This window comes from Sphingomonas sp. SDUR79, assembly GCF_056821745.1.
In genome coordinates this window covers 348521-374694 of sequence record NZ_JBPDIN010000001.1, presented here as the reverse complement: position 1 = coordinate 374694, position 26174 = coordinate 348521, and the positions used below count along the sequence as shown (strand labels likewise).

Below are 26174 nucleotides of genomic sequence, written 5' to 3'. Positions count from 1 at the left end.
CGTCCCGCCCGAACATTCCCCTTTCGGCTGCAGCACGCCAGACCAAAAGAGTATCAATTTGTCGCAAACCAACTTCGCGTCGCGCGATTGCCCCGGCGCGCGGATCGCGCCATCCTTGGCGCATGAAAGCCGTGCTGCCCGCGCTCGCCCGCCCGCTGATCGAACCCGGCCTGCCCGCCGGGATCGACGCGCATTGGTTCACCAGCCGCGAGGAGGCGCTGGCGATGATCGGCGATGCCGATATCGGCTGGGTCGACATGAACCGGCCAGGCTGGACCGGAGAGATCGCGGCGGCGGGCGAACGGCTCAAATGGCTGTCGACCATCTATGCCGGGATCGACGCGTTCGACATCGATTTGCTCAAGGCGCGCGGCACGATCCTGACCAATGGCGTCGGCATCAATGCGATCGCGGTCGCCGAATATGCGGTGCTCGGCATCCTCGCCGCCGCCAAGCGCTTCGACGAAGTGGTGCGCATCGCCGACCGGCGCGAATGGCCGGGCGATGCGCCGGGCAAGGTCGAGCTGTTCGAAACGCGCGCGCTGGTGATCGGCTATGGCACGATCGGGCGGATGATCGGGGATCGGCTGGCGGCGTTCGGCGTGAGTGTGACCGGCGTCACCCGCTCGGGCCGCGACGGTACGCTCACGCCAGACGCGTGGCGCGAGCGGATCGGCGAGTATGACTGGGTCGTCCTCGCCGCCCCCTCGACCGCACAGACCGGCGCGATGTTCGGTGCAGATGAACTCGCGGCGATGAAGCCCGGCGCGTGGCTGATCAACATCGCGCGCGGCGACATGGTCGATCAGGACGCGCTGATCGCGGCGCTGCACAAGCGGCGGATCGGCGGCGCATTCCTCGACGTGGTGACGCCCGAGCCGCTGCCCGCCGACCACCCGCTCTGGACCGCACCCAACACGATCCACTCGATGCACCTGTCCGGCCGCTCGCAGACGAAGATGTTCATGCGCTCCGCCGCGCTGTTTCTGGAGAACGCGCAGGCCTTCATGGCGGGCAAACCGATGCGGAATATCGTCGATCTCGACGCGGGCTATTGAAGCCGGTTACACTTGGCAAAAGGGGGGGCCGACATGCCGCCAATCGACGACATCGCACTCGACCGCCGCGCCCTGCTACGCGCCGCCGTGCTCACCCCTGCCGGCGCTGCGATCCCCGGTACAGCCTTTGCCGAGCCGATGGCCAACCCGTTCCTCAACGGCATCCACAAGCCGATGACCGAGGAAAAGACCCTCGCCAACCTCAAGGTGACCGGCACGATTCCGCCCGCGCTGAGCGGCCGCTATCTGCGCATCGGCCCCAATCCGGCGGGGGATATCGACGCGGCCAAGACCCACTGGTTCACTGGCGATGGCATGGTCCACGGCATCCGGATCGAGGGTGGCAAGGCGGCATGGTATCGCAACCGCTGGATCCGCTCGAACCGCGTCGCCAAGATCACCGGCCTGCCCGCCGCGCCCGGCGCGGGCGGATCGGTCAACACCAATGTGCTTGGCATCGGTGGCAAGGCGTGGGCGCTGGTCGAAGCGGGCGAGGCACCGGTGCGGCTGTCCGAAACGCTCGACTCCGAAGCCTATGACCGGTTCGGCGGGACGCTGAAGGGGCCGATCTCGGCGCATCCGCATCTCGACCCCTATGCCGGCGAGCTGCACGCCGTCTGCTATTTCGGGATGAACCAGAACCAGCTGTGGCACGTCGCGCTGAACACCGATGCCAAGGTGATCCGCAGCGAGCCGATCCCGGTGCAAGACGGGCCGTCGGTGCATGACTGTGCGGTCACGCCCAATTATGTGCTGGTGTTCGACCTGCCCGTCATCTTCTCGATGAAGCGGGCGATATCGGGCTATGCCTTTCCCTATATCTGGAACCCGAAGCATCAGGCGCGGATTGGCCTGATGCCGCGCCGCGGCACCGCCGCCGAGATGATCTGGATCGACGTCGATCCGCTCTACATCTTCCACGCCGCCAATGCGCAGGAGACGGCGGACGGCAAGATCCTGCTCGACGCGATCGTTTATGACAGCATGTTCGCGACCAGCACGATGGGACCGGACGTCAATCCGCGCGCGTTCGAACGCTGGACGATCGATCCGAAGGCACGGCGAATCGACCGCGCGGTGATTGACAAGACGCCGCAGGAATTTCCCCGGATCGACGAGCGGCTGACCACGCGCCAGCACCGCTACACCTATACGCTCGGCCTTACCGGCGTGGCCTCACCCGATCAGCTCGGCGACGGCAAGATTTTCCGCCACGACATCAAAACGGGCGGTCGCCTCACCCATGATTTCGGGAAGTCCAAGGTGCCCGGCGAATTCGTCTTCGTCCCCGGCGACAAGGGTGAGGACGAAGGCTGGCTGATCGGGCTGGTCATCGACCGCAACAGCGAGGCCACCGATCTGATGATTCTCGATGCGCAGCGGTTCGACCGCAAGCCGGTGGCCAGCATCCGCATCCCGCATCGCGTGCCGCCCGGTTTCCACGGCAACTGGATCGCCGATGGCTGAGATTGTCGGAACCGCTGCTTCGCGCTAGGCGGCAAACATGATCCTCGTCATCGACAATTACGACAGCTTCACCTGGAACCTCGTCCATTATCTGATGGAGTTGGGCGCGGAGGTGAAGGTGGTGCGCAACGACGCGCTCACCGCGCAGGAGGCGATTGCCAGCAATGCGCAGGCATTCCTGCTCTCCCCCGGCCCATGCACCCCGAACGAAGCGGGGATCAGCCTCGACCTCGTCGCCGCGTGCGCGCAAGCGGGCAAGCCGCTGCTTGGCGTGTGCCTCGGCCACCAGTCGATCGGCCAGCATTTCGGGGGCAAGGTCGTGCGCGGCGGGCTGATGCACGGCAAGACGTCGCCGGTCAGCCATGACGGCACCGGCCTGTTCGAAGGGCTGCCCAGCCCGTTCACCGCAACCCGCTATCACTCGCTGATCGTCACCGACATTCCCGACGCCTTGGTGGTCAACGCCACCGCGTCGGACGGCAGCGTCATGGCATTCCGCCACCGCGACCTGCCGATCCATTCGGTCCAATTTCACCCGGAAAGCATCGCGACCGAGCATGGCCATGCGATGCTGGCGAATTTCATGAGGATCGCGGGACTGGAGGCGAAGCAGCTGGCTTGAGCCGCCGGGGACCGAAGTCAATATCGGCTTAACCCATTCGCGCTAACGTCCCGGGCAACGTCGTAACTGCGGGTCCGTCATGCGCGGAGCCGGAAGGTCAAACCATGGGCGAAGCAGCGATCCACGAATCCCAAACCCCGCGGAAGCCACGCCAGCAGGTGTTGCTGGGTGCGGAGATTTGCGGCTTTGGTGGCGGTGCGCCGACCAAGCACCGGATCAAGGACCTGTCGGCCGGCGGTGCGCGGATCGATCGCGCGGATGGACTGAAGCCCGGCGCGACCGTGCTGGTGTCGGTCGGCGTGCTGAAGGCGGTCGGCGCGACCGTGATCTGGGTTCGGGACGATCTGGCGGGCCTGCGCTTCGCCGAAACGATCGACCCGGATGCCGCGCGGTCAAAGGCGATCATCGCCCCGCCAGCGCCGCGCCCGGCTACTGTGGTCAATCGCGGTGTCACCGCAGGTTGGGTGCAGGACCTCAACAGCCCGTATCGACGCTGACACCGGCAGGGCAGCGTCCCGGACTATCATTGCCGAACTGAAACGATCGGTTGCATCGCCGCGCGCCGCCTTCCACCCTTGCGCCGGGAGAAAGCTGATGCCGCCGGCTCCATATCGCCTGGTATTCGACATTGCCGGCCAGCCTGCCGATCCGATGATCCTGTGGATCGGGGTCGCCGGAGGGGGCCTGGCGTTGATCGTGCTCGCGCTTGGCGTGCGCATCGTGCGGGGTTATCGCGGCGGTCGGCCGCGTGCAGGGCGGATGACCTGGTTCGTCACCGTGTTCATCGCGGTCTGCGCCGCCGCCTTCATTTTTGGCAGCATCCACCAGCACAGGCGTGAACGCGCGCTCGGCGCGGAACTCGCGGCCGGACGGGTGCGGGCGGTGGAGGGGTGTCTCGACCATTATGGACCCGAGCCGCGCTCGCGGGCGCTCAGCACCTCGACCGCCACCGACGAGCATTGGCGCGTCGCCGGGCAGGAATTCAGCTATGGCAGCGGCGATATGGGTCGCGCCTTCAAGGCGTCGGCAGTCGATAATGGCCCGGTCCGCGCCGACAGCCGCGTCAAGCTGCGCTACATTGTCGATCCCGTGACCGGCATGAACCGGATCGTGCGGCTGGAGGTCGCAGATGGCGCCTGCCCCGCGGCGCCTTGGGAAGAGGGCTGACCGCAGCCGCGCTTTGCCCACGCGCAACAGGATTTGCTCGACTCGCGCAGCGCACCCCGGAATAGAGGCGGCGTGACCAGCTTCAGCCTCCTTCCCGACCCCTCCAGCCCGCTCGCCCGCGAAAGCGCGGCGCAGGCATTCGCCCATATCCTCGACGGCCGCGCCGCCGACGCGGAGATCGAGGCGTTCCTGATCGCCCTGTCCGATCGCGGCGAAACCAGTATCGAGATTGCCGAGGCGGCACGGGCGATGCGCGCGCGGGTGATCCGGGTCAGTGCGCCCGCCAATGCCATCGACGTGTGCGGCACCGGCGGCGACGGGCAGCATACGCTCAACGTATCGACCGCCGTGGCAATTGTCGTCGCAGCGGCAGGCGTGCCGGTCGCCAAACATGGCAACCGCGCGGCGAGCTCCAAATCGGGCGCAGCCGATACGCTGGAGGCACTCGGCCTCGACCTCGATCGCGCGGCGGCGAATGCGGAGGCGCACCTCAACGATATCGGCATCGCCTTCCTGTTCGCGGCGAAATATCACCCGGCGCTGGGCCGGATCGCGCCGATCCGCAAGCGCATCGGGCGGCGGACGATCTTCAACCTGATGGGTCCGCTCGCCAACCCGGCGGGGGTGCAGCGCCAGCTGATCGGCATCGCCCGCCCCGATTATGCGCCGATCTATGCCGAGGCGCTGGCGCAACTGGGCGTCAAGGGCGCGGCGATCGTCGCGGGTGAGGAAGGGCTGGACGAACTGTCGCCCGAAGGTGGTTCGCTGGTGGTCAGCATCGGCGATGTCAGCCTGCCCGCGCGCGTGACCCCTGCCGACGCCGGCCTGGCCGCCCACCCGCTCGCCGCCCTGCGCGGTGGCGATGCGCAGGAGAATGCCGCGGCACTGCGCCGCCTGCTCGATGGCGAGCGCGGGGCCTATCGCGACGCGGTGCTGCTCAACGCCGCCGCGGCGCTGGTGGTCGCGGGCGAAGCGATCGATCTGCGCGAGGGCGCGGAGGAAGCGGCGGAGACGATCGACAAGGGGCTTGCCAAAGCGCTGCTCGACTGCTGGATCGCCGCCGCATGAGCACGATGTTGGATGAAATCATCGCGGTGAAGCGCGGCGAAGTGGCGGAGCGCAAGGCGGCGACGTCGCTCGCGGCCCTTCAGGCGCTGGCGATGGCACAAACCCCGCCGCGCGGCTTTCGCGCCGCTTTGGATGCCAAGGCAGCAAGCGGATACGGCCTGATCGCGGAGATCAAGAAAGCCTCGCCGTCCAAGGGGCTGATCCGTGCCGATTTCGATCCGCCCGCCCACGCCCGCGCCTATGCCGCCGGCGGCGCGGCGTGCCTGTCGGTGCTGACCGATGCACCGTTCTTTCAGGGGCATGAGGACTATCTGATCGCCGCGCGCGCCGCCTGCGCGCTTCCGGTGATCCGCAAGGATTTCATGATCGACCCGTGGCAGGTGCTGGAGGCGCGCAGCATCGGCGCCGACGCGATCCTGATCATCGTCGCCGCGCTCGAAGATGCGCAGATGGCGGAGATCGAGGACGCGGCGATCGGCCTCGGCATGGACGTTCTTGTCGAGGTGCATGACGCGGAAGAGCTCGACCGCGCACTTGCGCTCAAGTCGCGGCTGATCGGGGTCAACAACCGCAACCTCAAGGACTTCACCGTCTCGTTCGACCGCACCTATGAACTGGTCGGTCGCGCGCCCGAAGGCTGCACCTTCGTCGCCGAAAGCGGGCTGACCAGCCGCGCCGACCTCGACACGATGGCGGAGCGTGGCGTGCGCTGTTTCCTGATCGGCGAGTCGCTGATGCGCGAGGACGATGTCGAGGCGGCAACGCGGGCGATGATCGGGTGAGCGACCTGACCCATCTCGACGCCAGCGGCGCGGCGCGCATGGTCGATGTCGGTGGGAAGGCCGAGACGGAACGCGTCGCCATCGCCACCGGGCGGATCACCATGTCGGCCGAGGCCGCCGGGGCGATCCGCAACGGCCTGCTCAAGAAAGGCGACGTCATCGCCGTCGCGCGCATCGCCGGGATCATGGCGGCGAAAAAGACCAGCGACCTGATCCCGCTGTGCCACCCGCTGGCGCTGAGCAAGGTCACGCTCGACCTGGTCCCCGATGACGGCGGCGTCACCGCCACCGCCACGGTCGGCCTGACCGGTCGCACCGGCGTGGAGATGGAGGCGCTGACCGCCGTCACCGTCGCGCTGCTCACCGTCTACGACATGGCCAAGGCGCTCGACCGGACGATGGAGATCGGCGCGGTGCGGCTGATCGAAAAGCGCGGCGGCAAGTCCGGCGACTGGCACGCAACCTAAATTGATCCTCCCCCGCAAGGGGGAGGTGGCGCCGCAGGCGACGGAGGGGGAGGACGGCGATGTCCTGTCACCTCTTGCCGACTTGCTTCCGCCCCCTCCGTCACGCTTCGCGTGCCACCTCCCCCGGGCGGGGGAGGATCAAAACTACGCCAAGCCCAGCAGGGTTAACCTACCCCTTACCGCGCTCGCTCAGCGAATCTTGACGGCGCGGGGCCCACAGCTTTTCCGTTCAGTTGTGGGGCGTTATGTCGGGTTCAGGGCGGTCTGCCATATTTTCACTGTCGGACGGACTCGACCCGGTTCCGCCCGGCAACGGCGAGAATGCTGCCCACGCCCGATTGATCGGCAGCGACGGCATCCGCGACTGCTTCGTCCACCGCATTACCTCCGCCGGCGCAACGCTCACCGTCAGCGGGCCGCTCACCGATGGTGATCGTGGCCGGATCGAACTGCCCTTTGGCGTCAGTGCCGAAGGATCGGTACTGGGCGACGACCCCGCCGCATTCACCTTTTGCTTCGACGAACCGCTCGACGTCGTTGGGGCGCTTGCCCGCTGCCTTGCCGCATTGCCCAGCGAGCGCCGCCAGATGCCGCGCGTCGAGCTGCGCCAGCGGTTGTGCATTCGTCACGGCGATCAGGTCGATTTTGCCTGGACCCGCAACCTCTCTCCGGCGGGCCTTGGCGTCGAAACGCGCGCCGCGTTGCGCGTGGGCGAGGCGGTCGAGGTCACGCTCGACGGGCTGCGGCCGATCGCTGGCGAGATCCGCTGGACCGAACGCGGTCAGGCCGGCATCGCTTTTGCCGAGGAACTGGGCTGGCAGGTCCTGATGCCGTGGCTGCGGCAGGTCGCCAATCGCCGCCCGCCAGTGGCGCAGGAGCCGATGGTGGGGAGTGCGTCGCCGCTGGGCGCGGTCAAGAATGCGATCAAGCTGGATGCGGCGACCCATGTCCGATCGGGCAGCAGCTGGTGGAATGCGCAGATCACCTCGCTCAGCAACGCACTGGTCGAGTTCGAGAGCGAAACCGAATTCGCGCCCTTGTGCGGCCTGTGGCTGTCGCTGCCGCAGATCGGCGGCTGGCCGATCCGGGTGATCGAATGTCATGGCGCGCGCCATGTCGCCGAATTCCGCCTGCCGCTGCGCCCGCACGAGATGAGCCGGTTGAGCGAGGCCGCGCGGCCCCGGTGACGCCTCGACCATAGGCCGCGCCCCGGCTAATCGGGGCCATGGCCGACATGATCTCTTTGGCGGAAGCGCAAGAACGCCTGTTTGCAATGGCCGACCCGGTGACGGTCGAGCATGTGCCGCTGCGCGACGCCGCCGGGCGCTGGGCCGCCGCGCCGGTGGTCGCACTGCGCACCCAGCCCGAGCTGCCGCTCTCGGCCATGGACGGCTATGCGATCCGCTTCGCCGAGCTTCCCGGCCCATGGCGGGTGATCGGCGAGAGCGCGGCGGGACGGCCCTTTGCCGGATCGGTCGCGCCGGGTGCGGCGGTCCGCATCTTTACCGGTGCGGCGGTGCCCGATGGTGCCGACACGATTTTGGTGCAGGAAGAAGCGGAGCGGGACGCTGACGCGCTGAAACTGGACGGCAACGGTCCGCCTGCGCGCGGCGCGCATGTGCGACCGGTCGGGCTCGATTTTTCCCGCGACGCGATCGTGATCGATGCGGGCGCGCAGCTGACCCCGGCGCGGATCGCGCTCGCCGCGATTGCGGGTCATGCCACCCTTCCCGTCCGCCGCCGCATCCGTATCGCCATTGCCGCCACCGGGGACGAACTTCGCGCGCCCGGTGCGCTGCTCGGGCAGGGCGAGCTTCCTGAAAGCAACGGCGCGATGCTGGCCGCGATGCTGGCGACGCTGCCGGTCGACCTGATCGACCTCGGCATCCTGCCCGACCGGATCGACGCGCTGACGACCGCATTCGCCGCAGTCAACGCCGATCTGCTCGTCACCAGCGGCGGCGCGTCGGTGGGCGACCACGACCTCGTCCGTCCGGCGCTGGAGGCGGCGGGGGCCGAAATCGATTTCTGGAGGGTCGCGATGCGCCCCGGCAAGCCGGTGATGGCCGGACGGATGCGCGATACCGTCGTGATCGGCCTGCCCGGCAACCCGGTGTCGGCGCATGTCACGGCCTGGCTCTTCGTCCTGCCGATGGTCGCGTATCTTTCCGGCGCGGCCGACCCCCTGCCCCGCCGCCGCACCGCAATCCTTGGCACCACGCTGCCCGCCAATGGCCCGCGCGCCGACCATATCCGCGCGGTCCATTGCGACGGGCGCGTCATCCCCGCCGACCGTCAGGACAGCTCGATGCTGCGCATTTTGGCCGCTGCGGATTGCCTGATCGTGCGTGCTCCACATGTTCCGGCGGCCGCACTGGGCGACTCGGTGGAAATCCTCGACATTGGCTGATTCGGACCCGCTTGACGGGGCGTGGAACAAGGCGTAAACGTTCCATGTCTGTTCTTGATAGGGGACGTCCAATGCTTACGAAGAAGCAGCATGAGCTGATCTGCTTCATCGCCGACCGTCTGGCCGATACCGGGGTTTCGCCCTCGTTTGAGGAGATGAAGGACGCGCTCGACCTCAAGTCCAAGTCGGGCGTCCACCGCCTGATCTCGGCGCTGGAGGAACGCGGCTTCCTGCGTCGCCTGCCCAATCGCGCGCGTGCGCTCGAAGTGGTCAAGATGCCCGAGCGCGGCGAGACCAAGAAGCCCGCGGCCAAGTCCAGCGTCGTCGCGATGCCGCGCCCCGCGCCGCAGCCGGCGAATGACGTGATCGAAATCCCGCTGCACGGGCGCATCGCTGCGGGCGTACCGATCGAGGCGATGGAGGGATCGACGATGCTCCCCGTCCCCGCCGCGTTGCTCGGTTCAGGCGACCATTATGCGCTTGAGGTGGCCGGGGATTCGATGGTCGAGGCCGGGATCTTCGACGGCGACTATGCGCTGATCCGCCGCCAGGAAACCGCACGCGACGGCGAGATCGTGGTCGCGCTGATCGACGAGATGGAAGCGACGCTGAAATATTTCCGGAACGAGGGCAGCATGGTCCGCCTCGACCCGGCGAACCGCAGCTACGACCCCCAGCGCTACCGCCCCGATCAGGTGCGGGTGCAGGGTAAGCTGGCCGGACTGCTGCGGCGGTACTGAGGCCTGGAATAGCCCCTCCCCTTCAGGGGAGGGGTTGGGGTGGGGCGGTGAGGCTAGGGCGAACACGCCAAGTCATACCCCGTCCGGAACTGAGGGAGAGCCAGCATGACCCTGACCGGCGGATGCCATTGCGGCGCGGTGCGCTACGAAATCGACGGCGAGCCGCTGCACGGCGGTCAGGCGCTGTGCCACTGCAGCGATTGCCGCCGCTGCGCCGGTGCGCCGATGGTTGGCTGGGCGATGTACCCCGAGGACGCGGTGACGGTGACGCAGGGGTCCCCCCGCGAATACGCCTCATCCGACACCGGCCGCCGCTGGTTTTGCGAAACCTGCGGCACCGGCCTGCTTTACCGCAACGCGACCAATCTGCCGGGCCTTGTCGATGTCCAGGCATCGACCCTCGACAACCCCGACGCCGTCCCCGCTGCCGCACACATCCAGACCGCCGACCGCATCGGCTGGATGAAGGATGCACATGCCTTGCCGCAGTTCGAGCGATTTCCGGGCGGGGCGTAGCAGCCTCGCAGGCCCTGTCGTCTGATCGCGGGCGCCCCCCTTCGGCGTCACCCCGGCCTTGTGCCGGGGTCCACCGGGAGGCAGGCGCAAAGCATGAGGCTTGAGCGCCGGATGTGCGGCCAAGTGGACCCCGGCACAAGGCCGGGGTGACGAACGTGTAAGGACGGAGCGCTGCGGGTCCTCACTCCCGCGCCGGCATCACCGTCTCCGCCTCCAGCCACGGATGTCGCGCCCCCGCGCGCCGCACCGTCACCACCGTCGGGCGCTCCCCGAACGTGATCGCTACCCCGCCCGTCTCCTCCAGCTTCGCCCGGTCCAGTTTCAGCCATTTCGGCACGCACCCGCGCGGCAGCCAGCGGTCCGCGACGATGATGTCGGCTGAGGCACAGAAGGCCACCATCTCGTGCCAAGGCACGCGATAGCCGCTGCGCGTCGCCGCGATCCGCCATTCGCGCCCGCCGCGCTCGACTGTCACCATGCACAGGTCCGCACTGCACCGCGCATCGCGCTGTTCAGCCAGCGCAGGCAATTCCGCGTCCACCCCGCCATTCTCAGCCAGCGTGTCGCGCACATAGTCCCCGGCCCGATCGCGCAGCAGCGCCAGTTCACCGCCGGGCATCCGCAGCGCCAGATGCCGACCGTCCCCGGTCACCAGCAGGTCCGGCATCGGCGTCGCCAACGCCCAGACCCCGCCTAAGACAACCGGCACCAGCCCCGCGAGCCGCATCCGCGTCCGCCACAGTGCGATCCACACGCCCCCCACCACCATCAGCGCATAGGCCTCGCCCGGCATCGCGGGCAGCATCGCCAGCGCGCCAGGCGCATTCGCGGCGGTATGCGCGATCCACAGCAACAGATGCAGCCCCTGCTCCGCCACCCACCAAAAGGGCGCGCCCAATCCCACAGCGTCGAACACCAGCCCCGCCGCCTCGAACGGCATCACGATGAAGGTCGTCAGCGGGATCGCCACGATATTGGCCAGCGAGCCGTACAGGCCCGACTTGTGGAAATGGTACAGCGCAATCGGCGTCAACGCGATCTCGACCACCAGGCCGGTCAGCAACAGCGACGCAACCCCGCGCACCAGCCGCCGTCCCCACCCCTCCTCGCGCCGCTCGAACCAGCCGCGCACGCGCTGGTTTTCATACAGCGCGACGATCGCGGTGACCGCGGCAAAGCTCATCTGAAAGCTTGGGCCCATCAGCGCCTCGGGCCACAGCAACAGCACCACCAGCGCACCGAACGCGACGAGCCGCAGCGTGATCGCCTGTCGCCCCAGCATCATCGCCGCCAGCACCATCAGCGCCGCGATGCACGACCGCACCGTCGGCACCTCCGCCCCGGTGAGCAACGTATAGCCTACCGCCGTCACGCCCGCGACGCCCGCCGCGATCACCGGCAGCGGCCAGCGCAGCGCCAGCCACGGGCTGAGCGCCAGCAACCGCAGCACCAGCAACATCGTCGCCCCAACCACTGCCGTCACATGCAGCCCGCTGACCGACAACAGATGCGCCAGCCCCGATCGCCGCAGCGCCTCCGCATCCTCCTCGGAAATCGCCCCGCGATCACCGGTCACCAGCGCCGCCGCAATCCCGCCCGCGCTCCCCTCGACCCGCGACTGCACATGCGCAGTCAGCCGCGCGCGCAGCCCGCTATCGGGTCGGCCCGGCGCGATTACCTCGACCGGCGCAAACCCCCGCCCGGTCGCGCCCAGCCCGTCAAACCACGCCACCCGCTCGAAATCATAGGCCCCCGGCACCGCCGGCGGCGCGGGCGGCATCAGCCGCGCGCGCACCCGCACCCGCGCACCCGGGGTCAGCCCATCGGGCATGTCCTTCACCGCCAGATTGACCCGCACCTGCCGGGGCAGCGCGCTCCCCGCATCGGTCGCGATGCGCAGCCGCACCAGCTCCCGCGCCGGCATCGGCTCGATCCGCACAACGCTGCCCACGACCTGCACCACCGCCGGGCGCGCCAGCACCGGCGCGGCGACCCGCTCCGCCCGCCACCACACCAGCGCACAACCCAGCGCGACGAGCAGCCCAGCCCACACCAGCACCCGCGCCGCACGCCCGCTGCGCCCCACCGCCAGCCCCGCGGCCGCGAGCGCAAGGCCACCCAGGATCACCGCGCCCCAGCGCGCCGCATCGGGCAACGCGAACCACGCCGCGATGCCCGCGCCGATCATCACCGGCACCCACAGGAACAACTGCCCGCGCTCGACCTCCAGCCAGCGCTCGACCCGCGCGGCGACGCCGCCCGGCCATGCCGGGGTCGGGAACCGCATCGGCCCCCATGCGCGCGCGGCGTCGGTCCCCATCGGGAGTGCAGCTTGGTCCAGCCATAGTCCCTACGCAACCCACTCCAATACCCTACGTATCACTGCGGTTTGAAGCGCATCGCACCGCGTGCTAGGGGCGCAGCCGGCCATCCCGGCCACCCTTTGCAAGCTGGAGATCGCGCGGTTGAGCGCAGTAGTTGAGCCTTCGGGCGCCACCATCGTTACGCGCTTCGCGCCCTCGCCGACCGGCTTCCTGCACATCGGCGGCGCACGCACCGCCTTGTTCAACTGGCTGTTCGCCCGCCATCATGGTGGCAAGTTCCTGTTGCGGATCGAGGATACCGACCGCGCGCGCTCGACCGAGCCCGCCATCGCCGCGATCCTCGACGGGATGTGCTGGCTCGGCCTCGATTGGGATGGCGAGGAAGTCTATCAGTTCGCCCGCGCCGATCGGCACGCCGAAGTCGCGCACGCGATGCTGGAGAGCGGCCACGCCTATCGCTGCTGGATGACGCAGGAGGAAATCGCGGCGCAGCGCGAAGCGGCGCAGGCGGCGAAGCAACCCTATCGCATCCGCAGCCCGTGGCGCGACCGCAGCGATGGCCCGCTCGATCAGCCTTATGTCGTCCGTATCCGCGCCGAGCGGGAGGGCGCGACGACGATCCGCGACCTCGTCCAGGGCGAAGTGACGGTGCAGAATGCCGAGCTGGACGACATGGTCCTGCTGCGTTCGGACGGCACGCCGACCTATATGCTCGCGGTGGTGGTCGACGATCACGACATGGGCGTGACCCACGTGATCCGCGGCGACGATCACCTCAACAACGCCTTCCGCCAGCTGACGATCATCCGTGCGATGAACTGGGCCGAGCCGACCTATGCCCATATCCCGCTGATCCACGGCGCGGACGGCGCGAAGCTGTCGAAGCGGCACGGCGCGCTCGGCGTCAACGATTACCGCGACGAACTCGGCGTACTGCCCGAGGCACTGTTCAACCATCTCCTCCGCCTCGGCTGGGGGCATGGCGATGCCGAGATCATCGACCGGACGCAGGCGATCGAGTGGTTCACGCTCGACGGCGTCGGCAAGTCGCCGTCGCGTTTCGACCTCAAAAAGCTCGACAGCCTCAACGGCCACTACATCCGCGCCGCCGACGATGCCCGCCTCGCCGAACTGGCCGCCAAGTTCCTGCCGTTCGAGCCGACCGCCGAACAGCGCGATCTTCTGCAGCGCAGCATGCACGCGCTGAAGCCGCGCGCCGCCAGCCTGATCGAAATCGCCAATGGCGCGGCCTTCCTGTTCGCCACCCGCCCGCTTCAAATCGACGCGGATGCGGTGCCGCTGCTTGAAGGCCCCGCACGCGAACTTATTTCGCAACTGCACAGCGCGCTTGACGCGGTGGCGGACTGGAATACGGAAGCACTCGAAGCTGCGGTACGTGAGGTCGCGGAGTCGGCGGGGGTCAAACTGGGCGCGGTGGCACAGCCATTGCGCGCGGCGCTCACCGGCAAGCGCACCTCACCGGGGATTTACGACGTGCTCTTCTTGCTGGGGCGCGACGAAAGCCTCAGCCGCATTGCAGATCAGATGACGGCCTCCCCGGGCAATTGACACGGACGGCTGAAGGAAAGGAAGTGACGATGACCGACTCCACCCTCAATCTGGGCGACAAGGCATATCCCGTGCGACAGGGTAGCGTCGGCCCCGAGGTCGTCGACATCCGCAAATTCTATGCCCAGACGGGCATGTTCACCTATGACCCGGGCTTCACCTCGACCGCATCGTGCGAGAGCGGCCTCACCTATATCGATGGCGATCAGGGCATCCTGCTGCATCGCGGCTACCCCATCGACCAGCTCGCCGAACAGTCGAGCTTCATGGAGGTCGCCTATCTTCTGCTGAACGGCGAACTGCCGAACGGCGACGAGCTGGGCAAGTTCTCCAACACCATCACCCGCCACACGATGCTGCATGAGCAGCTCGCGACCTTCTATCGCGGTTTCCGTCGCGACGCGCACCCGATGGCGATCATGTGCGGCGTGGTCGGCGCGCTCTCTGCCTTCTACCACGACTCGACCGACATCAGCGATCCGCACCAGCGGATGGTGGCCAGCCACCGCCTGATCGCCAAGATGCCGACGATCGCGGCGATGGCGTACAAGTACAGCGTGGGTCAGCCCTTCCTGTACCCAGACAATTCGCTGTCCTACACCGGCAACTTCCTGCGCATGACGTTCGGCGTCCCGGCGGAAGAGTATGTCGTCGATCCGATCATCGAATCGGCGATGGACACGATCTTCATCCTCCACGCCGATCATGAACAGAATGCCTCGACCTCGACCGTGCGCCTTGCCGGTTCGTCGGGCGCAAATCCGTTCGCATGCATTGCGGCCGGCATCGCCTGCCTCTGGGGTCCGGCGCATGGCGGCGCCAACGAAGCCGCGCTCAACATGCTGCGTGAGATCGGCCGTCCCGAGCGCATCCCGGAATATATCGCCCGCGCGAAGAACAAGGACGATCCGTTCCGCCTGATGGGCTTCGGTCACCGCGTGTACAAGAATTTCGACCCGCGCGCGAAGGTGCTGTCCAAGGCCGCGACCGAAGTTCTCGACAAGCTCGGCATCAGCGATCCGGTGCTCGACACCGCGCGCGAGCTGGAGCGGATCGCGCTGAGCGACGATTATTTCATCGAGAAGAAGCTGTATCCGAACGTCGACTTCTACTCGGGCGTGATCCTGTCGGCGATCGGCTTCCCGACCACGATGTTCACCGTGCTCTTCGCGCTCGCCCGCACCGTCGGCTGGGTCGCGCAGTGGAACGAAATGATCAGCGATCCGGACCAGAAGATCGGCCGCCCGCGCCAGCTCTACACCGGCCCGACCCAGCGCGATTACGTGCCGGTCAGCCAGCGCTAAGGCTCAGGCAAACCCGCAGTCTCAGGCCCGTCGGAGCAATCCGGCGGGCCTTTTGCTATCCCTCGAACGCCGTCAGGATCGGACACCCCGCGCCCTCACCTGCGGCACAGCGGTGCGCCAGTCCCTCAAGCGCCGCGCGCGCGCGGGCCAGTTTGGCAATCTGTGCATCGATCACCGCAACCTGCGTTTCCGCCAGCGCCCGTGCTTTTTCCCGGTCCTCGCCCGCATCGAGTTCCAGCAGCTCGCCGATCTGCGTCAGCGTGAATCCCGCCTCCGCCGCCATGCGGATGAATCGCAGCCGGCGAACGTCCGTGCGGTCATAGCGCCGCATCCCACCGGCGCGCGGTGGCTCGGCCAGCAGCCCACGCCGCTGGTAATAGCGTATCGTCTCCACCCCCACCCCGCCCGCCTTGGCCAGCGCACCGATCGTCATGTCGTTCACACCTTGACTCCGTACCATGGTACGGACCCTATCTGGTGTGGGTACGTTCGATATCCAAGGAGTTCGTCATGCCCGCCACACCAACCGCCACGCTCTACCGCATGGTCATGCCCGGCCATATTTGCCCCTATGGCCTCAAGGCCAAGGCGCTGCTGGAGCGCAAGGGCTATACCGTCGAAGACCATTGGTTGAAGACCCGCGCGGAAACCGACGCGTTCAAGGCGGAGCACGACGTCCCGACCACGCCGCAGACGTTCATCGAAGGGCGCCGCATCGGCGGTTATGACGATCTGCGCCGCCATTTCGGCTTGCACGTGCGCGACAAGGGCGAGACGAGCTACGCTCCGGTGATCGCGCTATTCGGAATGATGGCGCTGATGGCGCTGGCCGCCAGCCATGCCGCCTATGGCAACCCCTTCACGATCCGTGCGGCGGAGTGGTTCATTTCCTTCAGCATGGTCGCACTCGCCATTCAGAAGCTGCGCGATGTCGAGAGTTTCTCGACCATGTTCCTGGGCTACGACCTGCTCGCCCGGCGCTGGGTGCCCTATGCTTACATCTATCCGTTCGCGGAGGGGCTGGCTGGTATCCTGATGACGGCACAGGCGCTGCACTGGCTGTCGATCCCACTCGCCGCCTTTATCGGCAGCGTTGGCGCGGTGTCGGTGTTCAGGGCGGTCTATGTCGAAAAGCGCGAGCTCAAATGCGCCTGCATGGGCGGCGACAGCAATGTGCCGCTCGGCTTCATCTCGCTGACCGAAAATGTGATGATGGTGGCGATGGCGGCGTGGATGCTGCTGCGCTGATCACCCGCGCGCATCAAGTTCCTTGACCAGCTTCTTCGGCGCCTGCGCGCGGTAGCTTTCCTCGATCCATTCGCGCAGCTGGCCCATGTCGGGGATCGCCGCCGCGTCACACTCGAACGTGACCCAGCCACTCTTGCCCAGGCCATAGCCGGTGGGCCGCGCGAACGGCAGATCCAGCGCCATCTCGCCAGTGTAGCGCAGCTTCACCGACATGCGGAAATCGTCCCCGGTGGTGAGATAGGCAAAGGTCTTGTCATTGACCGCCAGGTCCGAATGATCGGGCCATGGCGCCTTGAGATGCGCGCCCGGCAGGGTCAGGCCCCATTGGCGCAGTGCGTCGATGATTTCGCGCGGCGTGAGCATCCGCAGAGCCTTAGCTCAGCAAGGCCGCCGCCACCATCCGATGCGCCTCGGCGACGCCAGCGGTAAGGATGTCCGCGCCGTCCGGCACCAGCACGTCCGGCTGCAACTGCCAGCGCGGCCGGTCCTGCACATCATAAACCGGCTCGGCCGAATATTGGAGTTCGATGCCGGTCCGGTCGAGCCGCAGCGGAAACACGGCGGCGCCCAGTCGCATCATCGGCGTGCCGACGATCCGCGCCCGGCCCAGCCCGCGCATCCCCATCGGGAACCCCTCGGCCATGCTCGCGCTCCAATGGTGGCACAGCACGACGACGGGACCGTCATAGGTGAACGGGCCGCGTGGCTCGACGACCTCGGTCCAGGCCGGCCCCAGCCCCGCCCCCGCCCGGCGGCGCATCCGCGCATAGGGGCGGGTCTCGCGAATGAAACGCCCCATGATCGGGCGCGCGACCGCGGTGTCACCGCCGCCATTATTGCGCACATCGATGATCAGCGCCGGGGCGTCACGCAGCGCGGCCAGCCCCGCATCGAATGCGGCGATCGCTGCATCGTCGGAAAAGCTGCGGATGGCGATCAGGCCGATCCCGCCGTCGAGCCGCCGGTGGCTGACATCCGGCACGGCATCGCGCTGGTTGAGCGGCAGCGCAACGTCGCGCGTACCACCCGCCGCGCGCAGCTGCATCGTGCGCGGCATCCCGCGCCCGCCGGCAACCACGCTGTTGATCACGAAAGCGTCGGCTTCGGGGTCGGCGCGCCGCTGGCACCGCAGCGCAGCGGCGCGGATCGCCTCCGCGACCGCCTTGCCGTTCACTGCGGTCACCACGTCCCCGATCGCGATGCCAGCCTTCGCCGCCGCCGACTCCTCCTGCACCGCCGTCACGCGCAGCCCGTCGGGCGCGCGCTCCACGATCAGGTCGAATGGCGGCATGCGCGGCGTGCCATCGGGAGCGGTACGCACATTGGTGTGGGCATCGTACAGCTCGCCCAGCGCCCCGCGCAGGACCAGCGCGAACGCGTCCCAGTCCGGCGCCGCCACCGCCTGCGGGCGATAGACGCGCCGCACCTGCTCCCAATCGGTCGCCTTCTCGCCGAAGAAGCAATAGCGCGCCGCCAGCGTCTCCCACATCTCGTCGAAATCCTGCGCGAGCGTGATGTCGCGCGGCGGCTCCTTCGCCTGCACCGCCAGCGGAAGGGCGGGAAGCGCAAGGCCGGCGGCAAGGCCGCGCAGGGCAGCGCGGCGATCGATCATGGTCATGGGGCGGACGTATCATGCCGCTGCCCCACGATCAACTACAACCGTAATCGAAACGATCAGCGGTCGCGGGCAGGAAGGGTCAGGACAAAGCGCGCGCCCTGTCCCGGCGCACTGTCGACGGTGATATCGCCGCCCATCGCGCGGGCAAGCCGCCGCGCGATATAGAGGCCGAGACCGCTGCCGCCGGGCTCGGTCGGATCGACCCGCCCGAATTTCTCGAAGATGCGCGCGTGGTCCTCCGGCGCGATGCCCTTGCCCTGATCGGCGACGATGACACAGCCAAGCGCACCTTCGCGCTCCAGCCGCACCCACACCGACCCGCCCGGCGGCGAATAGCGCAGCGCGTTGCCGATCAAATTGACCATGATCTGCAGCACGCGGCGAAACTCGCCGGTCGCGGGCAGGCTCTCGTCCGCTTTCGGCTTGTCGATCCGCACATCCGCCTCGCTCGCCCGCACGGCGAGCAAGCCAGCGGCGCGGCGTGCGATATCGGCCAGGTCGATCGGTTCGGCGTCGACCTCGAAATCGTCACGCTCGACCGCAGTGAGGTCGGCAAGGTCGTCGACCAGCGACAACAGATGCCGCCCGGCATTGGCAATGTCGCCCGCATATTCGGCATAATCGGCGCGCAACGGGCCATCGAGCTGGGCGCTGATGCTGTCGGCATTGGCGATGATCCGGCTCAATGGCTTGCGCAGCGCGCGGTCCAGCCGCTGGCTGAATTCGCTGGTGAACACGGCCTCAGGCGCGGCAGACGGATGCGCGGGCGCATCCTCGTCCGGATCGATCATCTCGGCCGCGCCGGTAAAGCCGGCAAAGCGCAGCTGCGCATCGACGCGCGAGCTGGCCGACAGCCGGACGCGGCGGCCGGTGCCGCGCAGTTCTGCAACCTGTCCCTCGAACCGCCCCTGCTCCGCCGCCGCCGTCAGGATCGGCAGCGCGCCCTCGTCATCCGCCTCCAGCGCGAACAACAGGGTCAAAGGCTGGCCCAGCATCTTGCCGGCATCGAAGCCATAGCGCGCGCCTGCCTCCAGCGAGAGATGCGTCAGCCGCATCGCCGAATCGCATTCCCACACCCAATCGGCGTCGGATCGCAGGAAATCATCCTCGCGCCCCTCATCCGCCACCGCCCGCCACGCGGCGCGCGGGCGCCATCCACTGACCTCCAGCCGTACGCCATCGGCGTCGGGTTCGGCGCGGACCCACAGGTCGATATCGTCCTCGCCATCCGCCGCGACGATGTTGCGCGAAATGGCGATGCCCAGCCGCAGCGCCAGCCGGGCGATCGACGCGATCTGCGGCACGGCGAGCGGCTCGCCCTGCTTGCCGCCCGCACGCGCGTTGAGGTCGGACAGGCGCGGTTCGGCATCGAGCAGCCGTCCGTCGCGGCCGACCCGGCCGATCGCGATCGGCACATGCGGGTCGATCGCGTTCATGCCGCGCTCCCCAGCGCCTGCACGGCGGCGCGATAGTCGGCCGGCAGCCGCAGCCCGGCCAGCGCCGCGCGGGCGTCCGCCACGTCCACGGCCATGATCGTGTCGAGCAGTTCGGCGAACGCCTCGATATCGCGGCGCGGGTCGGCTTCGGTCAGCGCAAGGCCGAGGCGGGCAATCGCCTCCCGATCCAGATTCAGCGCACGCAATGCGACCCACAGCCGCCCGCTGCCCGCGTCCAGCGCCAGGCTCCGCGCCACGCCATAGTCCACGCCCAGCGCGTGCGCGAGCAGCCCGGCGAACAACGTCACGCGCCGGTCGCCCAGCGCCTCGTTGAGCAATTCGGGCAGCTCGCCCGGCTGCGCGTCGATTGCAACCGCCAGCCGCATCACCGCCGCCTCGACCCGATCGCCTTCGTCATGCGCCGCCAGGCTGCGCTGCGCCGCCTCCGCCAGCACGCGATCGAGCGCGGCGACATCCTCGGCGGCCACCCGCAGCCGCAGCGCGGCGGCGACCCACCACACCAGCTTGTGATGCAGTTCGGCGGGCAAATCGGTCTGCGGCAACGGTCCCGCTTCAGGCAGGCTGCGGCGGCGGCTTTCGGCGATCAGCACGCCCATCGCGCTCTGCGCCAGCACCCGGTCGGGATGCTGGACGAAACGGTTGATAAGGCTGGGCCGTTCGGGGTCGTCATGCGCCTGTACCGGCATGCCGCTCGCCAGCAGCTCCTGTTGCACCTGCGCGATCAATTCGGCCATCAGCTCGCGGTCGCGCAGCACGCCCGAGTCGGACAGTGCCGCAAATACGCCGTCGGCTGCGGCGAGCGCGGCGGCCAGCTCGGCTTCGCCCTGCACCTGCAGCTGCCGCACGCCATGGTCGCGAATCTCGCCCTCGACCGTATCGACCAATGCGCGCAGCAGGCGGGCGAGCCCGACTCGCGTCTGTTCATCGATTCGGTGCGATTCGGGCAGGAAGAAATCGTCGATCGCCGTCGCCAGGCCGCGCCAAGCGGCAGCGTCCGCACTCGCGACATGCGCGAGCAACGTGCGGGCGCCCCGACCGGTGGCGCCGTCACTCATGTCGACATTCGGGTCGGACATGGTCTCCGGAATAACGGAATGCAGTTAAGGCCGCCCTAAGGCTTTTCCCGCCTGCTCTCAACCGCTGCGGCGAGCGTCGCGAATGCGTAGATCGCAATCAGCGCCAGCCCCCAGCTGACCCGCCCGGCGATGGCAAAGGGGGTGACCAGCAGCAGATAGGCCGCCGGGCTCCCCCACCAGCGGCGGATCACCGCCTGGCTGCGTTCGGCAATCGCGGTCGCGGCAATCGTGACCAGCGCCAAGATCGTTCCGTCCAGCGTGGCGTCGATCCGCATCTCGCCGAGTCCCAATGCCCCGACGACCGCGCCGACGATTCCGCCGATCAGCGCCTCCTGCATCAGCGCGCGCTTTTCCTCGCCGCGCAACGCCGACAGGGCCGCCCCGGTCGCCAGCGCCGCCACGCCGGGAATCGCGACTCCGGCGCCCCAGGCAAAGCCGAATGCGATCAGCGCGACCGCCCCCGCCCCGGTCAGCGCCCCGCCCGCCATCAGCAGCCACGCCGGAATGCCCTTTTCCACCACCTTGGGCAGCACCCAGCGCGCGATGCGGGTGAACACATGCCGGTCGGCCCAGCTCGTCCGCCGTTCGGTCAGCGCCGCCAGCACCGCGTTGCTGCGGCTCGCCAGCGCCGCGCCTTCGCGCTCGACGCCATGGCCAGCACGCACCGCGCCCGCCGACAGCGGCACCTGCTCCGCCCCCGCCTGGACGATCGCGCGCAGCAGGGTCGACTGGAAATCATAATCAGGCGGGAAGTCGGCAATGTCCTTGATCCGCCGCGCCGGTGTGTGCGCCACCCCGGCCCAGCAATTGCGCGCATCGATCCGCTCGAGCGACGCGGCGGGGTCCTGCGTCACCAGGATCGCGTCCTTGCCCTCACCCGCCATGCGGTCGATCACATCGTCGGTCGTGACCAGCGCGTCGGCGACTACAACGACATGCGCCAGCGGATGCACCCGCGCCGCCGCCTCCGCCGCCGACCGCACGATATCGACCGGCACCCCGCGCTTCGCCGCGCGGCTGACAGCGCCGAGCAAGGCCGGCGTCACCCGGCTCACCGCCACTAGAATATGCCCAGCACCCGCCCCGATCAGCAGCCGCGCCTGATATTCGAGCAGGGTCATCCCCCCGAACGGCAGCGTCGCGGCGAGCACCCCCGCGCGATCGCCCGCATCCTCCGTCGCAAAGATCAGCCCCGCCAGCATGTTGATCCGGTTAGGCGAATTGATTCGGCGGGGGAAGCACCCAATTCCTCCCCGGAACGGGGAGGGGGACCGCGCCCGCAGGGCGTGGTGGAGGGGGCCCGAGGCAAACGAGTCCGGTGCCTCGGGCCCCCTCCACCAGCTTCGCTGGTCCCCCTCCCCGTTCCGGGGAGGAATTAATACAGCAGAAACCCCGCGCGCAGCTCCACCCACGCCGCCTCATCCCCCCCAGCGGCCGCATCCAGATCGCCCGGCTTCGCCCCGGCATCGTCAACCCACGCCCGCAGCCCCGGGCCGCCATTGATCACATCGATCGCCAGCTTCTCGAACTCATACTCGTACGGAAAATCGCGCCACAGATCGTAATCGGGATACAGCGCCCGGATCGCCTTGAACCCCAGCGCCTGCAACCGCCACGGCCGGAACGCATCATGGTCGTACCCCGCCCCCTCGGCATGAATGAACACGCCGCTGCACAGCTGCCCGACATGCTTGTGAAAGGTCGGCTGGAACCAGAAATCGCGCAGCGTGCAGCCCGCGGTCCATTCCGGCGCGATCCGCCGCATTTCCGCAATCACCGCCTTGCCGTCAATATCCGGCGCACCGAACAGCTCCAGCGCGCGCGTCGTCCCGCGCCCTTCGGACAGCGTCGTCCCCTCCAGCATCACCGTCCCGGCATAGGCGCGCGCCATGTTGACGTTGGCGGCATTCGGGCTGGGGTTGATCCACACCCGCTCGGGCGGCCAGCCAAACCCCGGCGCGGCGTCGGGCTGCCACCCCTCCATCGCGATCACACGATACTGCACGTCGAGCTTGAAGTGATCGATGAACCACGCGCCCATCTCGCCCAGCGTCATGCCGTGCCGCATCGGCATCGGCCCCGCGCCGACGAAACTCTCCCATCCGGGCAGCAGCGTCAACCCCTCGACCGGGCGGCCCGCCGGGTTGGGACGGTCGAGCACCCACACTTCCTTGCCATACGCCGCCGCAGCTTCGAGCATATACAGCAGCGTCGTGACATAGGTGTAGATGCGACAGCCCAGATCCTGCAGGTCGATCAGGATCACGTCGAAGGTATGCATCGACTGACCGGTCGGCCGCCGCACCTCGCCATACAGGCTGAACACCGGCATCCCGTAAGTGGGGTCGGTATAGTCCGGCGACTCCATCATATTATCTTGCAGATCGCCGCGCACGCCATGCTGCGGCCCGAACACCGCCGACACATCCAGCCCCGCCGCGACCAGCGCGTCGACGCTATGCGTCAGGTCCGCCGTCACCGACGCGGGATGCGCGAGCAGCGCGACGCGACGCCCCTTGAGTTGGTTGAGCAAAGCGGGGTCGGCGATCAGCCGGTCGATACCGAAGTTCATGGACCTTCAGGTGCCGGGAGTTGGCAGGCGACGCAAGCCCCGCCCCCCAACTCGTCACCCCGGACTTGTTCCGGGGTCCACTCGTCCGCACGCGCGAACCTAAAACCTCTTGCGCCGCGCCTGCCGCCCGGTGGACCCCGGCACAAGGCCGGGGTGACGACCCTCTTTAGCAAAGACGCGTAGCGTCAGATGACGGGGAAGGTCGCCCGACCTTCCCCATTGTCGATCAGAACGAAGCCGCCACCTGCACATACCAGCTGCGCGGGCGGGCAAAGATGCGCTCGGCGTAACCCAGCGTCGCCAGCGAGGCGTTGCCCTGGATCAGATATTGCTCGTTCAACACGTTGTTGACGCCACCGCTGACCTCGATCCCATTGCCGAGCTTCAATGTCAGCGACGCATTGCCGACGAAATAGCCATTCTCCTCGATCAGCGGGATGCTGCCGGTAATGAAGGTGATCTTCGACTGGTAGCTGCCATCGACCCGCGGCGTCAGCGTCATGTCGCCGCCCAGCGGGATCGCATAGCTGATGCCGAAATTGGCCTGCATGTCGGGGGTAAAGGGCAGGTCGTCGTTCGGCGTCACCGTCGCGGTCGCGCCCGGCACCGGGGTGATCGTCTTGATCTTGTCGTCCAGGATGCTGATGCCGGCGTCGAAGATCAGCCCCCAGCTGGTGCGCAGGCTCGCCTCGGCCTCCAGCCCGCGGATGCGCGCCTCGCCGGCGTTGAACAGCAGCGGCACGACGCCCTGGCGGAAGATCAGCTGAATGTCCTGATACTCGGCCTGGAACGCTGCGAGGTTCAGGCGCAGCCGACCGATATTGGTCTTCGCACCGATCTCGTAGCTGGTGACGCTTTCCTCCGCGAACGGGACCGGCAGATTGCCGGCGGGTGCCGCGTTGTACCGGGTGTTGTAGCCGCCCGACTTGAAGCTCTTGGCATAGGACGCATAGGTGCTGATCGCGTCGTTCCAGCGATACTGGATGCTCGCCGAACCGGTCAGCGCCGAGAAATCCTGCTGGAACGGGCGGTTGAAGATGAACAGCGGTCCGCCCTGTGACGTTGCCAGCGTCGGAAGCGGGTTGGGATCTGGCAGGGTCGCGGGGAACAGGTTCAGCACCGTCCCGCGATAATTCTTGCGGTCGCTGGTGTAGCGCAGGCCGCCGCTGATCTCGAGCGCGTCGGTGATGTTCCAGGCGAGTTCGCCGAATACCGCAACCGAATCGGTCTTGAGCCGCGAAACCTGAAGGTCGCGCGACCCCGGCCCGCCTGCCAGCAGCGATCCGATCACCGGCGGTGAAGGCGGGAAGGCGAGCGGCACGGTCGCGCGCTCGTCGGTGACTTCGTTGAAATAATAGCCGCCGACGATCGCATTGACCGACCCGAAGTCGAGCTGAAGCTGGACCTCCTGACTGAACTGCGCCGACTGCGCGGCGACGTCGGTGGTAATCAGCAGCAACGGCGTGTTGTCGCCATCGCGAATGCCGCGCGATTCGGTCTCGCGATACGCGGTGATCAGCTTCACCGACGCGACATCGGTCAGCCGGATATTGGCGGTCGCGGCGAGGCCCCACACTTCCGAATTACTCTCGACCGGTGCAGTGCCGCCATTCACGAACGGTCCGCGCGCCTGCAGGTCGTTGGCGCAGCGAATGTCGTTGACCATCAGCACGTTCGGCGCGCCGAAACGCGGATCGCCCGGCGTCAGCGGCGCGAACGGAATCGTCGCACCGGGGCAGCCCGCCGCGACGCTGGCAATTGCCGCGACCGGGGCCTGTTCGTTGATCCCGGCAAAGGTGAACGGCGCGCCATTCTCGTCCTGCTTGCTGTAATCGGCGCGCAGGAACAGGTCGAAGTCGCTCGACGGCTCCCACAGCACCGATGCGGCGAGCGAGAAGCGGTTCTCGTTACCCAGGTCGAGGCCATCCACGGCGCGGATCACATAGCCGTCACGCTTGCGGAAACCGCCCGAGACGCGCGCCGCCGCAGTCGTCCCCAGCGGCACGTTGACGACGCCAAAGCCCTCGATCAGGTTTTCGCTACCACCGCGCACCCGCGCCCGGCCGCTGAATTCGCCCAGCTTGGGCTGCTGCGTGCGGACGAGGATCGCGCCGCCGATCGTGTTGCGACCGAACAACGTCCCCTGCGGCCCGCGCAGCACTTCGACGCCCGCGATATCGCCGAAATCGATCGCGCCACCGACGGCACGGCCCAGATAGACTTCGTCGAGATAGACGCCGACGCCCGGATCGACCGCCGCGGTCGGATCGACCTGACCCACGCCGCGAATGAACACCACCGACGATGCGCTGTTGCCCGACAGCTGGCCGGCGGGCTTGAACTGCAGGCTCGGCGTGATCCGCTCAAGGTCCTGCGTCTGCGTGATCTGCCGTTCCTGCAGCGTCTCGGCGCTGAATGCGGAAATGGCGACCGGCGTATCCTGAAGGCTCTCCTCACGGCGCCGCGCGGTGACGAGAATCTCGCCCTCAGCCGCTGGAGTCGCCTCTTCCGCACTATCCTGCGCCAGTGCCGGCGCGGCTGCGGTAAAGCTCAAAAAAGCCGCAATCGCGGCGATGCTGGATGCTGCACGCCCCTGCGCGCGCGAAGTCGCTCGACCCATCGTCACACTCCCCTGTCAGCCGCGATTCTTGGCGATCGTCGGTGCGATATTACTCACATTTGAAATTGTTCATGTCAATAACAGTTATG

24 protein-coding genes are annotated in these 26174 nt (G+C 67.8%); 15 read left to right on the top strand and 9 right to left on the bottom strand.

Translation table 11 applies throughout. The features are described from left to right. Window positions 1-122 precede the first annotated feature (122 nt). The 12 genes from ACRYLO_RS01660 to ACRYLO_RS01605 all read left to right on the top strand — a co-directional run bounded on the left by ACRYLO_RS01660 (window position 123) and on the right by ACRYLO_RS01605 (window position 10297). Window positions 123-1058: a D-2-hydroxyacid dehydrogenase gene (locus ACRYLO_RS01660; RefSeq protein WP_482658562.1), complete on the top strand. Its 936-nt coding sequence runs from the start codon at window positions 123-125 to the stop codon at window positions 1056-1058. 33 nt (window positions 1059-1091) lie between these two features. Beyond that, entirely contained in the window at window positions 1092-2525 is a 1434-nt protein-coding gene (locus tag ACRYLO_RS01655) for an 8'-apo-carotenoid 13,14-cleaving dioxygenase (RefSeq protein ID WP_482658561.1), read from the top strand. Between the two features lie 37 nt (window positions 2526-2562). Next, a complete protein-coding gene (locus ACRYLO_RS01650; protein ID WP_482658560.1) occupies window positions 2563-3147 on the top strand; it encodes an anthranilate synthase component II in 585 nt (194 codons plus the stop codon). Between the two features lie 104 nt (window positions 3148-3251). Further along, window positions 3252-3644 carry a PilZ domain-containing protein gene (locus ACRYLO_RS01645; RefSeq protein ID WP_482658559.1) on the top strand — a complete coding sequence of 131 codons (393 nt, stop codon included), beginning with the start codon at window positions 3252-3254 and terminating at the stop codon, window positions 3642-3644. 97 nt (window positions 3645-3741) lie between these two features. Continuing rightward, window positions 3742-4314 (top strand): hypothetical protein, encoded by a 573-nt coding sequence (locus ACRYLO_RS01640; RefSeq protein ID WP_482658558.1) that lies wholly within the window; start codon window positions 3742-3744, stop codon window positions 4312-4314. 72 nt (window positions 4315-4386) lie between these two features. Beyond that, entirely contained in the window at window positions 4387-5382 is a 996-nt protein-coding gene (gene trpD, locus ACRYLO_RS01635; protein ID WP_482658557.1) for an anthranilate phosphoribosyltransferase, read from the top strand. Next, complete coding sequence (gene trpC / locus ACRYLO_RS01630; protein ID WP_482658556.1) at window positions 5379-6164, top strand: indole-3-glycerol phosphate synthase TrpC; 786 nt, start codon at window positions 5379-5381, stop codon at window positions 6162-6164. The genes trpD and trpC overlap by 4 nt, the downstream gene beginning before the upstream one ends. Beyond that, window positions 6161-6631: a cyclic pyranopterin monophosphate synthase MoaC gene (gene moaC / locus ACRYLO_RS01625; protein ID WP_482658555.1), complete on the top strand. Its 471-nt coding sequence runs from the start codon at window positions 6161-6163 to the stop codon at window positions 6629-6631. Before trpC ends, moaC begins: the two co-directional genes overlap by 4 nt. Window positions 6632-6876: 245 nt before the next feature. After that, entirely contained in the window at window positions 6877-7818 is a 942-nt protein-coding gene (locus ACRYLO_RS01620; RefSeq protein ID WP_482658554.1) for a PilZ domain-containing protein, read from the top strand. Window positions 7819-7856: 38 nt separating this feature from the next. Further along, window positions 7857-9041, top strand: a complete 1185-nt coding sequence (locus ACRYLO_RS01615; RefSeq protein ID WP_482658553.1) for a molybdopterin molybdotransferase MoeA — start codon at window positions 7857-7859, stop codon at window positions 9039-9041. 71 nt (window positions 9042-9112) lie between these two features. Then, window positions 9113-9781 (top strand): transcriptional repressor LexA, encoded by a 669-nt coding sequence (gene lexA, locus ACRYLO_RS01610; RefSeq protein ID WP_439539238.1) that lies wholly within the window; start codon window positions 9113-9115, stop codon window positions 9779-9781. A gap of 105 nt (window positions 9782-9886) precedes the next feature. Beyond that, entirely contained in the window at window positions 9887-10297 is a 411-nt protein-coding gene (locus tag ACRYLO_RS01605) for a GFA family protein (RefSeq protein WP_482658552.1), read from the top strand. A 181-nt stretch (window positions 10298-10478) separates the two neighbouring features. On the opposite strand, the gene ACRYLO_RS01600 is transcribed toward ACRYLO_RS01605, so the two are convergent. Then, window positions 10479-12617 carry a ComEC/Rec2 family competence protein gene (locus ACRYLO_RS01600; protein ID WP_482658551.1) on the bottom strand — a complete coding sequence of 713 codons (2139 nt, stop codon included), beginning with the start codon at window positions 12615-12617 and terminating at the stop codon, window positions 10479-10481. 145 nt (window positions 12618-12762) lie between these two features. On the opposite strand from ACRYLO_RS01600, the gene gltX reads away from it, so the two are divergent. Beyond that, window positions 12763-14190: a glutamate--tRNA ligase gene (gene gltX / locus ACRYLO_RS01595; RefSeq protein WP_482658550.1), complete on the top strand. Its 1428-nt coding sequence runs from the start codon at window positions 12763-12765 to the stop codon at window positions 14188-14190. Window positions 14191-14219: 29 nt separating this feature from the next. Further along, window positions 14220-15494 (top strand): citrate synthase, encoded by a 1275-nt coding sequence (locus ACRYLO_RS01590; protein WP_482658549.1) that lies wholly within the window; start codon window positions 14220-14222, stop codon window positions 15492-15494. Window positions 15495-15549: 55 nt separating this feature from the next. On the opposite strand, the gene ACRYLO_RS01585 is transcribed toward ACRYLO_RS01590, so the two are convergent. Continuing rightward, a complete protein-coding gene (locus tag ACRYLO_RS01585) occupies window positions 15550-15927 on the bottom strand; it encodes a MerR family transcriptional regulator (protein ID WP_482661652.1) in 378 nt (125 codons plus the stop codon). 77 nt (window positions 15928-16004) lie between these two features. Here ACRYLO_RS01585 and ACRYLO_RS01580 point away from each other — a divergent pair, with 77 nt between their 5' ends. Further along, window positions 16005-16742 (top strand): MauE/DoxX family redox-associated membrane protein, encoded by a 738-nt coding sequence (locus tag ACRYLO_RS01580; protein WP_482658548.1) that lies wholly within the window; start codon window positions 16005-16007, stop codon window positions 16740-16742. Here the strand turns inward: ACRYLO_RS01580 and ACRYLO_RS01575 are convergent, their stop codons facing one another. From ACRYLO_RS01575 to ACRYLO_RS01545, 7 genes are all read right to left on the bottom strand, one after another. After that, complete coding sequence (locus ACRYLO_RS01575; protein ID WP_482658547.1) at window positions 16743-17105, bottom strand: MmcQ/YjbR family DNA-binding protein; 363 nt, start codon at window positions 17103-17105, stop codon at window positions 16743-16745. It abuts the gene before it with no gap. 10 nt (window positions 17106-17115) lie between these two features. Beyond that, window positions 17116-18360 carry a S41 family peptidase gene (locus tag ACRYLO_RS01570; protein WP_482658546.1) on the bottom strand — a complete coding sequence of 415 codons (1245 nt, stop codon included), beginning with the start codon at window positions 18358-18360 and terminating at the stop codon, window positions 17116-17118. A gap of 56 nt (window positions 18361-18416) precedes the next feature. Then, window positions 18417-19796 (bottom strand): sensor histidine kinase, encoded by a 1380-nt coding sequence (locus tag ACRYLO_RS01565; RefSeq protein WP_482658545.1) that lies wholly within the window; start codon window positions 19794-19796, stop codon window positions 18417-18419. Beyond that, window positions 19793-20893 (bottom strand): DUF2336 domain-containing protein, encoded by a 1101-nt coding sequence (locus ACRYLO_RS01560; RefSeq protein ID WP_482658544.1) that lies wholly within the window; start codon window positions 20891-20893, stop codon window positions 19793-19795. The genes ACRYLO_RS01565 and ACRYLO_RS01560 overlap by 4 nt, the downstream gene beginning before the upstream one ends. Before the next feature lie 35 nt (window positions 20894-20928). Further along, window positions 20929-22095: a hypothetical protein gene (locus ACRYLO_RS01555; RefSeq protein ID WP_482658543.1), complete on the bottom strand. Its 1167-nt coding sequence runs from the start codon at window positions 22093-22095 to the stop codon at window positions 20929-20931. A 173-nt stretch (window positions 22096-22268) separates the two neighbouring features. Continuing rightward, the gene (locus ACRYLO_RS01550; protein ID WP_482658542.1) at window positions 22269-23465 is read right to left on the bottom strand and encodes an exo-beta-N-acetylmuramidase NamZ family protein; all 1197 of its coding nucleotides are present in this window, start codon (window positions 23463-23465) and stop codon (window positions 22269-22271) included. Window positions 23466-23691: 226 nt separating this feature from the next. Further along, window positions 23692-26085 carry a TonB-dependent receptor gene (locus ACRYLO_RS01545; protein WP_482658541.1) on the bottom strand — a complete coding sequence of 798 codons (2394 nt, stop codon included), beginning with the start codon at window positions 26083-26085 and terminating at the stop codon, window positions 23692-23694. Window positions 26086-26174: the final 89 nt, after the last annotated feature.